11 protein-coding genes and 1 tRNA gene are annotated in these 13992 nt (G+C 59.2%); 7 read left to right on the forward strand and 5 right to left on the reverse strand.

Annotated elements, in window-relative coordinates; all coding sequences use genetic code 11:
* Positions 1 to 279 precede the first annotated feature (279 nt).
* A complete protein-coding gene (gene mscL, locus OGM81_11575) occupies positions 280 to 699 on the reverse strand; it encodes a large conductance mechanosensitive channel protein MscL (GenBank protein UYJ42964.1) in 420 nt (139 codons plus the stop codon).
* A 44-nt stretch (positions 700 to 743) separates the two neighbouring features.
* Complete coding sequence (locus OGM81_11580) at positions 744 to 1565, reverse strand: Mrp/NBP35 family ATP-binding protein (protein UYJ42965.1); 822 nt, start codon at positions 1563 to 1565, stop codon at positions 744 to 746.
* Positions 1566 to 1783: 218 nt separating this feature from the next.
* Here OGM81_11580 and OGM81_11585 point away from each other — a divergent pair, with 218 nt between their 5' ends.
* Positions 1784 to 3115 carry an oligosaccharide flippase family protein gene (locus OGM81_11585; GenBank protein ID UYJ42966.1) on the forward strand — a complete coding sequence of 444 codons (1332 nt, stop codon included), beginning with the start codon at positions 1784 to 1786 and terminating at the stop codon, positions 3113 to 3115.
* 7 nt (positions 3116 to 3122) lie between these two features.
* Here OGM81_11585 and OGM81_11590 read toward each other — a convergent pair whose 3' ends face one another.
* Together OGM81_11590 and OGM81_11595 are read right to left on the reverse strand one after the other, a co-directional pair.
* Complete coding sequence (locus tag OGM81_11590) at positions 3123 to 4889, reverse strand: ABC transporter ATP-binding protein/permease (GenBank protein ID UYJ42967.1); 1767 nt, start codon at positions 4887 to 4889, stop codon at positions 3123 to 3125.
* 86 nt (positions 4890 to 4975) lie between these two features.
* On the reverse strand, positions 4976 to 6685 hold the full coding sequence (locus OGM81_11595) for an SGNH/GDSL hydrolase family protein (protein ID UYJ42968.1): 1710 nt from the start codon (positions 6683 to 6685) through the stop codon (positions 4976 to 4978).
* 229 nt (positions 6686 to 6914) lie between these two features.
* On the opposite strand from OGM81_11595, the gene OGM81_11600 reads away from it, so the two are divergent.
* The 3 genes from OGM81_11600 to OGM81_11610 are packed head-to-tail and all read left to right on the forward strand — an operon-like array spanning position 6915 to position 10050.
* Entirely contained in the window at positions 6915 to 7988 is a 1074-nt protein-coding gene (locus OGM81_11600; GenBank protein UYJ42969.1) for a helix-turn-helix domain-containing protein, read from the forward strand.
* Positions 7978 to 9693, forward strand: a complete 1716-nt coding sequence (locus OGM81_11605; GenBank protein UYJ42970.1) for an ABC transporter ATP-binding protein/permease — start codon at positions 7978 to 7980, stop codon at positions 9691 to 9693. Before OGM81_11600 ends, OGM81_11605 begins: the two co-directional genes overlap by 11 nt.
* A gap of 48 nt (positions 9694 to 9741) precedes the next feature.
* Positions 9742 to 10050: an MGMT family protein gene (locus tag OGM81_11610; protein ID UYJ42971.1), complete on the forward strand. Its 309-nt coding sequence runs from the start codon at positions 9742 to 9744 to the stop codon at positions 10048 to 10050.
* 194 nt (positions 10051 to 10244) lie between these two features.
* Here the strand turns inward: OGM81_11610 and OGM81_11615 are convergent.
* Positions 10245 to 10317 (reverse strand) — tRNA-Ala (locus OGM81_11615).
* 210 nt (positions 10318 to 10527) lie between these two features.
* Here OGM81_11615 and sdaAB point away from each other — a divergent pair.
* The 3 genes from sdaAB to OGM81_11630 all read left to right on the forward strand — a co-directional run bounded on the left by sdaAB (position 10528) and on the right by OGM81_11630 (position 13785).
* The gene (gene sdaAB / locus OGM81_11620) at positions 10528 to 11184 is read left to right on the forward strand and encodes an L-serine ammonia-lyase, iron-sulfur-dependent subunit beta (GenBank protein UYJ42972.1); all 657 of its coding nucleotides are present in this window, start codon (positions 10528 to 10530) and stop codon (positions 11182 to 11184) included.
* Between the two features lie 12 nt (positions 11185 to 11196).
* Positions 11197 to 12090, forward strand: coding sequence for an L-serine ammonia-lyase, iron-sulfur-dependent, subunit alpha (gene sdaAA, locus OGM81_11625; GenBank protein UYJ42973.1), 894 nt, complete (start codon positions 11197 to 11199; stop codon positions 12088 to 12090).
* Between the two features lie 300 nt (positions 12091 to 12390).
* The gene (locus OGM81_11630; GenBank protein UYJ42974.1) at positions 12391 to 13785 is read left to right on the forward strand and encodes a Sapep family Mn(2+)-dependent dipeptidase; all 1395 of its coding nucleotides are present in this window, start codon (positions 12391 to 12393) and stop codon (positions 13783 to 13785) included.
* The last annotated feature ends 207 nt before the right edge of the window (positions 13786 to 13992 follow it).

Consider the following 13992-nt stretch of genomic DNA (forward strand, 5'->3'; position numbering starts at 1 on the left):
ACGCTCCTTCCCAGTTGCGTTTTTTGCCTCTGCGCACACAGGTTATGCGGCAAAAAACGGGGTAAACAAAAAGGCATCCCCGGCAGGGCACACTAGCCCCGGCGGGAACGCCTTTGTTCTTGCTGCAACTATACCATAGTATAGGTCGGTTTACAACCTACAATCCGAAGAATCTTATAAAATCAAGTTTCAAACTTGATTTATTTCAAAAATAGAGGGTTTAACTTAAGAATGTTAAGCGCCGGCCTTGTCGAGACTCTGTAGACGACCGGCACAGCCTTACGCCGACTTCTCCCCGTTCTGCTTCTTCAGCTCCTCCAGGATGCTGGCCAGCAGCTCTTCCTGGGTGGGGGCAGCCGGTGCCTCCGGTTCGGCAGGCGCTTCTTCCTTCTTGCCCATGTCCATCAGCTTGTTCATGCCTTTCACGATCAGGAACAGCACAAATGCCATGATCAGGAAATTGATGACGGCGGTAATAAAGGCACCATACTTGAATACCAGCTTGCCATCACCGAAGACGTCCCACATCATTGCATCAAAGTTCACCTTGCCCAAAATGCCCAGGATGGGGCTGATGAGGTTGTCGGTCAGAGAAGTGACCAGCGTAGAGAACGCACCGCCGATGATAACACCGATGGCCATGTCCATCATGTTGCCCTTCAGGGCAAAGGCTTTAAATTCTTCCCAAAACTTTTTCATAACAAAACCTCCGTATCATTGTACCTGGGCAGCAGGGACTGGTTTTACTTCAGCAGTTTGGCCACGGCCTGGGCAGCGCCGTCCAGATAATCGCCAGCGTACATCTCGATCATACCGGCGTCAGCCTCCTTGGCCAGCTCGGGGTCAATGGGCATCTTGGCCAGCACGGGCACCTTGTACTTGGCGCCGATCTCATCCACATGGCTGTCACCGAACACATTGATATGCTTGCCGCAGTCAGGGCACAGGGCATAGCTCATGTTCTCGACCAGTCCCAGGATGGGCACGTTCATCATCTGGGCCATCTGCACGGCCTTGCCTACAATCATGCCCACCAGCTCCTGCGGGCTGGAGACGATAACGATACCGTCCACCGGCAGCGTCTGGAACACGGTCAGCGGCACATCGCCAGTTCCCGGGGGCATATCCACAAACAGGAAGTCTACATCCCACACGACTTCCTGCCAGAACTGCTTAACAGCACCGGCAATCACGGGGCCGCGCCATACCACAGGGGCCTCGGGGTCATCCAGCAGCAGGTTGATGCTCATGATCTCAACACCGGTGCGGCTGCAGACAGGATTGATGCTCTCGCCGTCTCCGGTGGCAGGGCCCTTCACGCCAAACAGGCGGGGGATGGAGGGGCCGGTAATATCAGCATCCAGCACGCCGGCTTTATAGCCCAGGCGGCGCATCGAAACAGCCAGCATGGCGCTGGTCATGCTTTTGCCAACACCGCCCTTGCCGGAAACGACGCCGATGACCTTGCAGATGCGGCTTTTCGGGTGCGGCGCCTCATGTTCGGGGGCACGGTGATCGCAGTTTGCCTTGCAGCTGCTGCAATCATGGGTACATTCTTCACTCATAGTAGTTTTTGCTCCTTTAAATTTCGGCAACGCCGTCCATCTGCCAGCCCGCAGGCCGAAAAAACAGGCAGCATTGCCTATGCTCTCATAACAGTATAACAAATCAGACAGCAGAACGCAAGGTACTATCTGTTTTGTAAGTAGTCAAATTGCATACCGGCCACCCGTGCCGCATAGTGGTGTAGGGGGCTTCTGCCCCCGGTTGGGAGGGGGATGCCATGGCACGGCGCAAGACCTATCTGCAAAACGCCGCCCTGCTCACCGCCTGCGGGCTGGTGCTGCGGGTGCTGGGCATGGGTTTCCGGGTGGTGCTGTCGTCCTACCTGGGCGGCGAGGGCATGGGCCTGTACCAGCTGATTTTAGCGGTGTACATGGTATTCGTCTCGCTGGCCACGGCGGGTATCAATGTAGCCTCGGCCCGGCTGGCGGCACAAAGCCTGGCCCGGGGGCGGGGCATGGCGGCTACCCTGCGGGGGCTTTGCGGTACAGCCCTGCTGTTTGGCTGCTGCGCCATGCTGCTGCAAGTGCTGCTGGCCGAGCCTGCCGCCCGGTATCTCCTCCACGATACCCGCGCCATTTTGTCTTTGCAGATTTTAGCCCCCAGCCTGCCCTTTATGGCGGCGGCCGGGGCGGTGCGCGGCTGCTTTTTGGCGGCACGCCGGGTACACCCGAATGTCATTGCTCAGCTGATCGAACAGATCATCCGCATGGCAATCGCCATCGCCGCACTGCGTGTGCTGGCCCAATGGGGTGCAGGCTACGGCTGTGCCGCCGTAGTACTGGGCAGCACGGTCAGCGAGGGCATCTCCTGCGCCCTCATGTTCGCCTTTGCCGCCAAAACGCCGGAGTTTGCCCGCCGCGCCGATGAGCCTCTGCAGCCCTACACCCAAAAGGAGCTGTACGCCATCGTCCTGCCGGTGGAGGGCAGTCGCCTGCTGGCCAGCGGTCTGCAGGCCGTCGAGAGCAGCCTGATTCCCTACACGTTAGCGCTCTACACCGGCAGCCGGGCCGACGCCATGGCCCAGTACGGCAGTCTGAAAGGCATGGCGCTGCCGCTGCTGTTCTTCCCATTCTCGGTACTTTCGGCCTTGTCCGGGCTGTTGATGCCGGAGATCACCCGCGCCCACACCAAAGGCGACACCGACGCCACCCGCCGGCTGGTGTTTACGATGCTCAAGGTCACCGGTGCCTTCTCGCTGGCGGCGGGGACCGGGTTCGTGCTGTTCGGTGCGCCCCTTGCCGGCTTTATCTATCGCGACGTCGAGGTAGGGGAGTATGTGCGCATTTTAGGCTTTGTCGCGCCGTTCATGTATTTGGAAAGCATGGTGGACGGCGTGCTGAAAGGGTTAGGGGAACAGCTGGCCACATTCTACTATTCGCTGGCGGATTCCATCTTCCGTATCGCCGCCATCTGGCTGCTGCTGCCGCGCTACGGCATGGCGGCATTCCTCGGCATCATGATTACCTCCAACCTGTTCACCTTCACGTTAAACCTGACCCGCATGCTGCACTGCATACAAAAACCGCCCCCTAAAAAGGAGGCGGCTTGAACTTATATTATAATGTCTGACCGCTGACTAATCCATTCCATAGGCGGTAATAAATGCCCTTCTTCGCCAGCAATTCCTCGTGGCTGCCTTCTTCCTCAATGCCATCCTTGCCCAAAACCAGAATACGGTCTGCATTTTTAATAGTCGTCAGGCGGTGGGCAATGGTCAGTGTCGTGCGGCCTTTGGCTAACTTGTCAAGGCTTTGGCCAACGAGGATCTCACTTTCGTTGTCCAGTGCGCTGGTGGCTTCATCCAGCAGTAAGATCGGTGGGTTCTTCAAGAACACCCGCGCAATGGCCAACCGCTGTTTCTGCCCGCCGGAAAGTTTCACACCGCGCTCGCCCACATAGGTGTCATAGCCGTTTTTCAGCGCACGCACAAAGCCGTCAGCCCCAGCCAGGCGGGCGGCTTCTTCAATTTCAGCGCGGGTCGCGCCGGGGCGGCCGTAGGCGATATTCTCCGCCACCGTGCCGCTGAACAGATACACATCCTGCTGCACCACACCAATGGCTTGCCGCAGGCTGTGCAGCTGCACAGCCCGCACATCCTGCCCGTCCACCAGCACCGCGCCGCCGGTCACATCGTAAAAGCGCGGGATCAGGTTGCACAGTGTGGTCTTACCGCCGCCGCTGGGGCCAACCAGCGCCAGGCTCTCGCCCGGACGGATAGTCAGGTTGACGTGGTGCAGCACCTGGTTGTGGTCGTCGGGATACTCAAAGCTGACATCCTTAAACTCAATGCCGCCCTGCTTCACTTCCAGCGGTTTGGCATCGGGCTTATCGGCAATGGCAATGGGCGTATCCATAATTTCCGCAAAGCGCTCGATGCCGGTCATGCCGCGCTGGAACTGCTCGGCAAACTCGACGATGCGTCGAATGGTAGCAATCAACGTGGACACATACAGCACATAGGCCACCAGGTCTCCGGCACTGATGGCCCCGTACACCAGCGAAAGGCCGCCCGCCAGGATCACCACAAAGTACATCAGGCCGTCAAACATCCGGGTGGAAGTATTGAACGCCGCCATGGCATGATAGCCCAGCGTTTTGATCTTTTCAAATTCACGGTTGCCCTGCTCGAACTTTTCCCGCTCCAGGTCCTCGGCCGCAAAGGCTTTGACCACGCGCTGGCCCAGCAGGCTGTCCTCAATCGTCGCATTCAGCTCTCCGATCTGGAACCGCTGCTGGCGGAACCGCTCCCGCAGTTTGTGGTTGAGTTTGACCGACACAACGCCCATCAGCGGCACGCAGGCAAACACGATGAGCGTCAGCGGAATACTGGCCTGGCACAAAATCACAAAGGATGCTACGATCTTGATGCCCGCAATAAAGAACTCCTCGGGGCAGTGGTGGGCGAACTCGGTCACGTCAAACAGATCGTTGGTGATGCGGCCCATGATCTGGCCGACTTTGGTATTATTATAATAGGTATGGTCCAGCCGCAGCAGATGGTCAAAGGCGTCGCGGCGCATGTCGGTCTCGATATGCACACCCATGATATGCCCGATGCCGGACATAAAGTAGCTGGCCGCGCCGTCGATGATGCGCAGTACAAAGTACAGTGCCGCCATCCGCAGCACGGTATCCACCGTCAGCGCGGCGGCCGAGACCGTGTTGGTCAGCGTGCGCATGATGGTAGGCAGGGCAATATCGCACAGCGTTGTCAGCGCCGCGCAAAACAAATCAAAAAACAGTACACCCTTGTACTTAATAAGGTAGGGCAGAAACCGGCGCATCAACGCGCCGTTGCCGGTCTTGTGGGGCTTGGTAGACATGGTTACCTCTTTCTCTTTTCTTCTTTTGCTTTGGCAGGGAACAGCAAAACCGCCCCGCAGGGCGGCTTGCTGGTATCATGCAGCACTTATTCAAACGTTTCCGATTCCTCAGTATACGAGGTGGAAGATTCCTCGCCCGAAGAATCACCTGGATTTACTGTGGAACTCGAAGAATTGGAATCCGGGGGCGGCGTAGGCGTAGGCTGCAGCTTCGGCAATACCTCATCGTACCATTCACCGCATCCGGCATTGGTGCACTCATAATGAATCCAACCGTCCTGCTCATACGTAGGCGCATGCCGTTCCGTTTCTTTCCAGTTATGCCCGGTAGCAGGCACGCTCTCGGTGTACTCATCGCCGCAGCTGCACTGGTAGGTGCGCTTGCCCTCGCTGATGCAGGTGGCCATTGTCTCGCTGACCAACTGGTAGTTGTGCATGTGCACAATCTGCTCTTTCTTCTGCTCGCCGCAGCGCTTGCAGGTGTACACAATGGCATCGCTGTAGGTAGTGCCCTCGTCCCAGTCATGACCCAGGGCGTAAGTCGTTTCCTCAATGATCTCACCGCAGATGGTGCACTTGTACTGGCAGGTGCCGTCAGTCAGGCAGGTGGCGGCCACTTTGGTGCCCTCGATCTCCACGTAGTTGTGCTCGTGTTCGTCGGCGGTAAAGTGGGCCGTCAGCACCACACCGCCCGCGTTGGCGTCGCTGGGCATCGTAAAGCTGAGGGTCTCGCTGCTGTAGCTGGCCCCGGTGCTGGAAGTCCATCCCGCAAATACAAAGCCGTCGTCAGGAACAGCCGTCACAGCCGAAGCCGTCGTACCTTTTTTGACCAGCTGGCTGGCCGAGCCGGAAATTTTGCCACCGTTGGTGGCCACAAATTCCAGCGGTACCTTGGCGCCGCGCACGGCGATGGGGTCCTGGGAAATCAGGTTTACCGGCGGGCCAACCGGGGTGGGAATGTTCCCCAGCGGCTGCGGGCGGCGGTCCTCCGTCACATAAGCGTGGGTGCGTACATAGGTGAAATATTCGGTCACAGCCGTCTTGGAAAGATGCACGCCGTCCGAAAGGGTATAATCTGTCTTGGCCCAGCCGGTGGCATCGTCCCGCAGTGCCTCGGCGCTGTTCAGGAACTTGTAGCCGTTTTCCTCGCACATCTGGATCAGCGCTGCGTTGTAGGCATCCACCTGGGTCATGGTCAGGTTGGTGTTTTCCCGTTGCTTGTCCAGCGGCGGGATGGCGCTGACGATGATGTCGCAGTAGGGCCAGGCCGTTTCAATGGCTTTCAGTCCCTTTAAATAAGTAGAGATAAACGATGTTGCATCGGTGGACGACCCGCCCAGATTGTTCGTGCCATAGCAGATGATGATGCGTTTGGGCTTCAGCATCGCCACGGCGTCCGGCACCGTGTACATGGTGGACGAGCCGCTGAACTGCTCGCACTTCAGCGTGGTGATGGCCCCTGCCCCCATGCTGACCACGCCGATGTTGTTGGCCAGCGTGGTAAAGGCCGTGCCGGTCTCATCAGCGTACATCAGGTAACGTGCGGTGTTGGAGTCACCGATAAAAAGCGTCTCATCGATATAACTGCGCCCGGCAGCCTCGGTCTTGGGCAGCACCGTGCCCACCGTCACCGAGGCTGGCAGCGCCTCCACCGGGTTTGGTGTGGCAGCGGTTTCGTCCGTTGCGGCGGATTCGGCTGTCTCCGCCGTAGCGGCAACGGTATCCACAGGTTTCTTGCAGCCCGTCAGAAGCATCGCCAGGGCCAGCACACCGGCCAACGCGGCAGTACACTTCATCACGACAACACCCCTTTATATAACTAAAATTCAGTACCTATCATACAGTATTTTGCGGTAACAAGCAAGAGATTTTCGAGCAACAGGTTGTAAAATCTGCAAAAAATGCACCCTTACCGGCAGTAGAAAAAGAAATGTCCCGCCAGTACCACCGGTGCGTTCACAACCGCACTGCCGCCTGCTATAATAAAGTCACAGGGCCCACAAATGATAAAGGAGCAAACAAGCTATGGAGATCAAACTTGCCGAATCCATCCGCACTTTCCGCAAAGAGCGCAGCCTGACCCAGGAGCAGTTGGCCGAAGTGCTGGGTGTCACCGTGGGTGCCGTCTACAAATGGGAAGCAGGCCTGTCCACGCCGGAACTGCCGCTGATCGTGGAAATGGCCGACTTTTTCGATACGTCCATCGATGTCCTGCTGGGCTACATCTTAAAGGACAACCGCATCGATGCCACCGCCCGGCGCCTGCGGCACTGCCAGCGCGTCAAGGACTTGAACGGTCTGGAAGAAGCCGAAAAGGCACTGAAAAAGTATCCCAATTCGTTTATCATCGTCTACCGCAGTGCCATGCTGTATCAGGCACTTGGACTGTACAAACGGGACAACGCCAAACTGCGCCGCGCCCTGGAACTGCTGGAAAAAGCCCGTCCGCTTCTGCACCAGAATACCAACCCCCGCATCAGCGAGCAAACGCTCTACGTTGCTATGGCGGAAATCAGCCAGGACTTGGAGGATGACGAACGCGCCCTGGAGCTTTTCCGGCAGCACAACACCGACGGCCTCTATAGCGACTGCATCGGCATGATTCTGGCCAAGGATGCCAAGCGCGCCCAGGAGGCCCTGCCGTACCTGTCCGAATCCCTGCTCATCCACGAGGCCGCGCTGGTGCGCACCGTGATGGGCTACCTGAATCTATTCCTGAACAGCCGCGACTATGCCCAGGCACAGGCGTTGCTTGCCTGGGCGCTGCCGATCTTCACCGCTATGCCCCGCCCGGAATGCACCAGCTTTATGGATAAGATCAACTCGGTCTTTTACCTGTTCCAGGCGCACGTCCTGCTCAAAACCGGCCAACCGGAGGAAGCCAGAACATCCGCCGAGGAAGCCCACCGCCTGGCCGTGCGGTTTGATGCCGCGCCCAGCTACGCCGCCGATACCATCCGCTTTGCCATGCCCGGCGAGGACTCCACCGTCAACGACGATCTGGGAGAGACCGCTGCCCAGGCCGCCCAGAACGCTCTGAAGCAGATGGATGACCCGCAGACGACCGCCCTCTGGCAGGAGTTGTGCGGTGCCCGCTGATACCATCACCCGCCAGCTGCGCGGGTCGTTTTACCGCGGCAACCGGCTGGCCTTTGTGCTGGCCGCTGCCGGGGCGTTGATAGGGGCCGTGTTCAACCTCATAATCTCCTGGCTGATGCAGCAGCTCATCGATACAGCCGCCGGTACGCCGGGGGCACTGCCTTTCCGCATCCTTGTCCGGGCCTGCGGCGGGTTCTTCCTTTTGCTTTTCTGCGGTTCGGCACTTGTCTACTGCGCAAAGACGCGCTTTCTGGCCACGGCTATGAAGCAGTACAAAAACTGCGCCGTGACCCAGCTGACGCAAAAAAGCGTGCCGGATTTCCAGCGCCGGCCCTCAGCCGCCTACCTCTCGGCCCTGACCAACGACGCCGCCACCATCGAGGCCGACTACCTGACCCAGCAGTTTACCCTCATCCAAAAGCTGTTCTGCTTCGCCGGGGCGCTGTCCCTGATGCTGACCTATTCGCTGCCTTTAACGCTGGTAGCCATTGTGTTGTCGATGCTGCCTTTTGCCGTGTCGATGGCGGCAGGGAACAGGCTCTCGGATGCCGCCTGCCGGGTCTCGGACCGTAACCGGGATTTTACGGCGTTTTTGTCGGATTACTTAAACGGCTTTCCCGTCATCCGCAGTTTCCGCGCTGAGGATGAGATCAATCAGCGCTTTGCCTCCGAGAATCACCGCTTAGAGCAGCAGAAATGCACCCGCCTGAAGCTGCAAACGCTGCTGGAGTCCGCCGGTTCTTTTACCGGCATCACGGCGCAGCTGGGCATCTTTCTGCTGGGTACCTGGCTAGCGCGTACCGGCCGGGGCGTCACGCCCGGCGTCGTCATCGCCTTTGTCAATTTGATGAACTTCATCATCGAGCCTATCGCCGCATTGCCCAGCCTGCTGGCCGCACGCAAGGCCGCGCTGGCCCTGGTGCAAAAGCTGGCCGACAGCCTGGCGGGGCAAACTGCGCAGCCGGGCGGCCAACCCTTGCCGCGGCTGATGCAGCAAATCGAATTGGCGCATGCCGGCTACCGCTACACACCAGGCAAGCCTGTGCTGCAGGACCTTTCCGCCACGCTGAAAGCAGGCAAAGCCTATGCGGTGGTCGGTGCCAGCGGCGGCGGAAAATCCACGCTGCTGCGCCTGCTGCACATCCCGGACGACAACACCAGCGGTCAGGTGCTTTTTGACGGCATCGACATCCGCCGCCTTACGCCCGAATCGCTGAACGGCCTTGTCTCCGTCGTCCAGCAGAACGTGTTTGTCTTTAACGCCTCCATCCGGGATAATATTACGATGTTCAGTGCTTTCCAGCAGGAGACCCTGGATGAGGTCATCCGCCGCGCCCACCTGGAAGAACTCGTAGCCCGGCGCGGCCTGGATGCCCTTTGCGGCGAAGGCGGGTGCGAGCTTTCCGGCGGCGAAAAGCAGCGCATTGCCATCGCCCGCGCGCTGCTCAAACAATCGTCCATCCTGCTGGCGGACGAAGCCACCGCTGCACTGGACGCTCAGACCGCCCACGAGATCACGCAGGACATCCTGTCCCTCACCGGCATCACCCGCGTGGTGGTGACCCACCGGCTGGAAGCCTCGCTGCTGGAATGTTACGATGAAATTTTTGTCCTAAAAGATGGCCGCATCGCCGAGACCGGCACCTTTGCCGAGCTGGTGCAGCACGGCGGCTATTTCAGTGCCATGTACAAGCTGGCGCATTGACACCGCCGCCTGAAGCGGGTATCTTATACCTAGAAAGGGGATGCCGCCATGCGCAAAGTATTGCACGAGGACCTGATTTACGAGATTTTGGCCACCGTAGGGGAAATACCCCGCGGCAAGGTGGCCAGCTACGGTCAGATTGCCCGCCTGATCGGCCGCGACAACAATGCGCGGCTGGTAGGCAACGTCCTCAGCCATGCCGAGCTGTACGGCAGCTACCCCTGCCACCGCGTAGTCAACCACGCCGGCCGCCCCGCCCCCAATTGGCCCGAACAACAGCACTTGTTGGAACGGGAAGGCATCCAATTCAAACCCAACGGGTGCGTGGATATGAAACGATTCCGATGGGAGTGCTGACCCATGGGCATTTGCATTATTTCCCGGTTTGCGTTTGCGGGTCTATTTACAGGGGGCGGCGTCCCTGTAACCCTGTCTGCCTTGCATTATCCCCCTATGAAACGGTGCAGCGCCGTCGCCCTGTTCGAATCCTCTCCATGTCAGCATAAAAAGCAGACCCCTTGCCGGAACACGGCAAGGGGCCTGTTTTTTTATGGACCTGGAGGGATTCGAACCCTTGACCTCTCGGATGCGAACCGAACGCTCTCCCAACTGAGCTACAGGCCCATATATTCGGATGACTTATTTAGTTTATGCCTTTGCCCACAAATTGTCAAGGGATTTCGCGCAAAATCTTGTTTTACGGCGGTGCAGCCCGCCAAAAACTGTTTTTGTTTTCCGCTCAGGTACAAAAACAAGGTTTTCTCTGTATTATCGCCTTGCCCTTGCAATAAAAGCTGCAATACGGTATACTATGCAAATACAGGAGGGATCACCATGCGTTTATTTGATGTCCTCGGCCCGGTCATGACGGGACCGTCCAGCAGCCATACGGCCGGTGCGGTTCGCATTGGCAGTACGGCACGCCGCCTGCTGGGGGAGCAGCCTGCCCAGGCGGAGATCCTACTCTACGGCAGCTTTGCCGCCACCGGCCGCGGCCATGGCACCGACCGTGCCCTCGTGGCCGGTCTTTTGGGCATGCAGCCCAATGATGACCGCATTCCCAACAGCTTCGCCCTGGCCAAGGCCAGCGGCCTGCACTATAAAATCGGCTCCATCAACCTGCGCGGCGCCCATCCCAACACGGCGGTACTGCGGCTGGTCGGCGTGTCAGGCCGCAAGCTGGAGGTCGTCGGCGCGTCCATCGGCGGCGGGCGTATCAATATCTGCCAGATTGATGGCATCACCACCAACTTTGGCGGTGACCACAACACCCTCATCGTCCACAACCAGGATACCCCCGGTCACGTGGCCACCGTGTCCGAGTGCCTGAGCGCCCACGGCGTCAACATTGCTACCATGCAGCTCTACCGTTCCGCAGCGGGCGGCTACGCCGTCATGGTGCTGGAATGTGACGAGCCTATCCCCGAAGAAATTGCCGGGGAACTGCGCAGCCAGCCCGGCATCGTCAAAGTTACCATTTTAAATTTGTAAGGGGGCATCTGTATGTCATTCTCCTCCATCCGCGAAATGCTGCAAGCCTGCCAGGAGTCCCGGCAGCCCCTGTACGAAGTAATTTTGGAAAGCGACCTGGCCGAAAGTGGCCTGACCCGCACCGAAAGCGAGGCCGAGATGCACCGCCTCTGGTCGGTCATGCGCGCCACCAGCGACGGCTACTGTGGTGCTGACCGCTCGATGAGCGGCTTTGTCGGCGGCGATGCAGCCAAGGTGGAGCAGGCTGCCGCCCGGGGGACGCTCTACGCCAGCGGCTACTTTGCGTCCGTCATGGCCGAGGCCCTCAAAACCGCCGAGTGCAACGCCTGCATGAAGCGCATCGTAGCTGCACCCACCGCAGGCAGCTGCGGCGTACTGCCTGCGGTGCTGCTACCGCTCTGGCGCACCGGCTCGGCTGATGAAGAAGCTGTCTGCCGCGCCTTGTATGTCGCCGCCGGTTTCGGCCAGGTGGTCGCCAGCCGCGCTACCTTAGCAGGGGCCGAGGGCGGTTGCCAGGCCGAGGTGGGCGCCGCCAGCGCCATGGCCGCCGCCGCCCTCGTCGACTTAAAAGGCGGCACGGCCGAGCAGTGTGCCGAAGCTTTCGCCATGGCCCTGACCAACCTCGAGGGCCTTGTCTGCGACCCCGTTGCAGGCCTTGTCGAGATTCCCTGCGTCAAGCGCAATGTCATCGGTGCGATGAACGCTGTCTCCGCCGCCGACATGGCGCTGGCCGGGGTCGTCGGCCACATCCCCGCCGATGAAGTCATCGATGCCATGGCCGAAGTCGGCAACGCCATGAGCAAGGACCTGCGGGAGACCGGCATCGGCGGCCTGGCAGGCACCCCCACCGGCTGCAAAATTGCCGAGATCGTCACCATGAGCGCCGACACCGAAGAGAAAGATTAAGGCAACACCGCACAATTCCCGCCTTACGGCTTAAGCACCGCTTCGGCGGCTGCGGCACGGCATCTGCGTTGCCAAAATGCTCGATAATACACAAAGTATTATCTGCGCTTTTGGCTTAGCAGCTGCCGCACCTCGCTCGCCGTATCGGCACTTAGAATTGTGCGGTATTGCCTTAACACCTCCAGGCGGTACTGCACAATTTTTGCTGCAAAGGCATTAGGATTTGTGCGGTACTGCCTTTTACTTTTTTCCGCTTTGTGTTATACTAGTACAAACATAAATTTACAGGAGGATTCCTTTATGAATGATCCGCGTTGGGCGTCCATCGACGCCTTTGCCGAAGAAAACCGCGACAACATCCTGCGGGACATCACCCGTCTGGTGGCCGTTCCCAGTGTCGAGGGCGAAGCTGCCCCCGGTGCTCCATTCGGCCCCGGCCCCAAGGCCGCGCTGGCCAAGGCACTGGAAATTGCCGAGGAGCTGGGCCTTTCCACCTGCAACGCCGACAGCTACATCGGCTGGGCTGAGACCGGCACTATCGCTGACGACCAGAAGTTCCTGGCCACCATCACCCACACCGATGTAGTGCCCGAGGGCAACGGCTGGGACGCCGACCCCTACACCGTCCGCGTGCGGGATGGCTGGCTGTTGGGCCGCGGCGTGGCCGATGACAAAGGCCCCAGCATCCTGTGCCTGTATGCGCTGAAGTATCTGAAAGACAGCGGCGTGCAGCTGAAGTACCCCGTCCGCGCCCTGCTTGGCGCCAACGAGGAGACCAACATGCACGATGTGGACTACTACGCCGAGCATTACCCTATGCCCGCTTTCTGCTTCACTCCGGATGCTGAGTTCCCGGTCTGCAACGGCGAGAAGGGCGGCTTCAACGGCGAGATCGTCAGCCCCAAGCTGGACGGCATCATCACCGCCTTTGAGGGCGGCGTGGCTCACAATGCCGTGCCGGACCGCGCTTCCTGCACTGTGCAGGTCGCCGCCGGCGCCCTGGTCCAGACCGAAGGCGTGACCTTCGAGGCAGGGGAGAGCGGCTCCACCATCATCCGCGGCTGGGGTAAGAGCGGACACGCCGCTATGCCCGAAGGCACCGTCAACGCCATCAGCCTGATCGTGGACTGCCTGCTCAAGAGCGGCGTCTGCACCCCGCAGGAGGATGCCTACCTGCAGGTGCTGCACACCCTGCACGCCTCCACCGACGGCAGTGCCCTGGGCATTGCCGCAGACGACGGCCTGTTCGACCCGTTGACCATTATCGGCGGCACGATCGAGATGAAGGACGGCGTTATCCGCCAGAGCTTCGATTGCCGCTATCCCACCAATACCGACCCCGAGAAGATGACCGCCATCATGACCCAGGTCTGCGGCGACGCTGCCCACCTGGAGGACCTGTCCAGCCGCGTGCCGTTCTACATCGCAGCCGACAGCCCGGCTATCCAGACGCTGATCACCACCTACAACGATGTGACCGGTGAGGGCAAGACCCCCTTTACCATGGGCGGCGGCACCTACGCCCGCCACTTCCCCTATGCGGTCAGCTTCGGCCCCGAGCACACCGACCTGCCCCTGCCGGAATTCGCCGGCCCGATGCACGGTGCCAACGAGGGTGCCAACTTCGATAAGCTGATCGAAGCGCTGAAGATCTATATCCTCGCCCTGCTGCGCCTGCAGGAGATCGAGCTGTAATTGACTTATATTTAAATAGGTAAGCAGACGGCCCTGTTTTGGGGCCGTCTGTTTCGGTATGGAAAAATTGTCATAAATTTGACGTTATAAAATTCACAATTCATGCAAGAATCGTACAAATTCTGCAACAAAGAGCCAAAGTTTTGCATAAATTGCTCTCTTTCTGACAGTTTGGCCGAAGTGTACCGAATCGCCTTGACTTGCTTT

Source organism: Oscillospiraceae bacterium, from assembly GCA_025758045.1.
Taxonomy (GTDB): Bacteria; Bacillota; Clostridia; order Oscillospirales; family Ruminococcaceae; genus Gemmiger.

What these genes read in the sequence shown, in the direction of transcription:
- sdaAA (UYJ42973.1), top strand. Translation starts at nt 11,197, where the DNA reads ATGTCATTCTCCTCCATCCGCGAAATGCTGCAAGCCTGCCAGGAGTCC.
- OGM81_11590 (UYJ42967.1), bottom strand. Translation starts at nt 4,889, where the DNA reads ATGTCTACCAAGCCCCACAAGACCGGCAACGGCGCGTTGATGCGCCGG.
- OGM81_11610 (UYJ42971.1), top strand. Translation starts at nt 9,742, where the DNA reads ATGCGCAAAGTATTGCACGAGGACCTGATTTACGAGATTTTGGCCACC.
- mscL (UYJ42964.1), bottom strand. Translation starts at nt 699, where the DNA reads ATGAAAAAGTTTTGGGAAGAATTTAAAGCCTTTGCCCTGAAGGGCAAC.
- OGM81_11585 (UYJ42966.1), top strand. Translation starts at nt 1,784, where the DNA reads ATGGCACGGCGCAAGACCTATCTGCAAAACGCCGCCCTGCTCACCGCC.
- OGM81_11580 (UYJ42965.1), bottom strand. Translation starts at nt 1,565, where the DNA reads ATGAGTGAAGAATGTACCCATGATTGCAGCAGCTGCAAGGCAAACTGC.
- OGM81_11595 (UYJ42968.1), bottom strand. Translation starts at nt 6,685, where the DNA reads ATGAAGTGTACTGCCGCGTTGGCCGGTGTGCTGGCCCTGGCGATGCTT.
- OGM81_11600 (UYJ42969.1), top strand. Translation starts at nt 6,915, where the DNA reads ATGGAGATCAAACTTGCCGAATCCATCCGCACTTTCCGCAAAGAGCGC.
- OGM81_11630 (UYJ42974.1), top strand. Translation starts at nt 12,391, where the DNA reads ATGAATGATCCGCGTTGGGCGTCCATCGACGCCTTTGCCGAAGAAAAC.
- sdaAB (UYJ42972.1), top strand. Translation starts at nt 10,528, where the DNA reads ATGCGTTTATTTGATGTCCTCGGCCCGGTCATGACGGGACCGTCCAGC.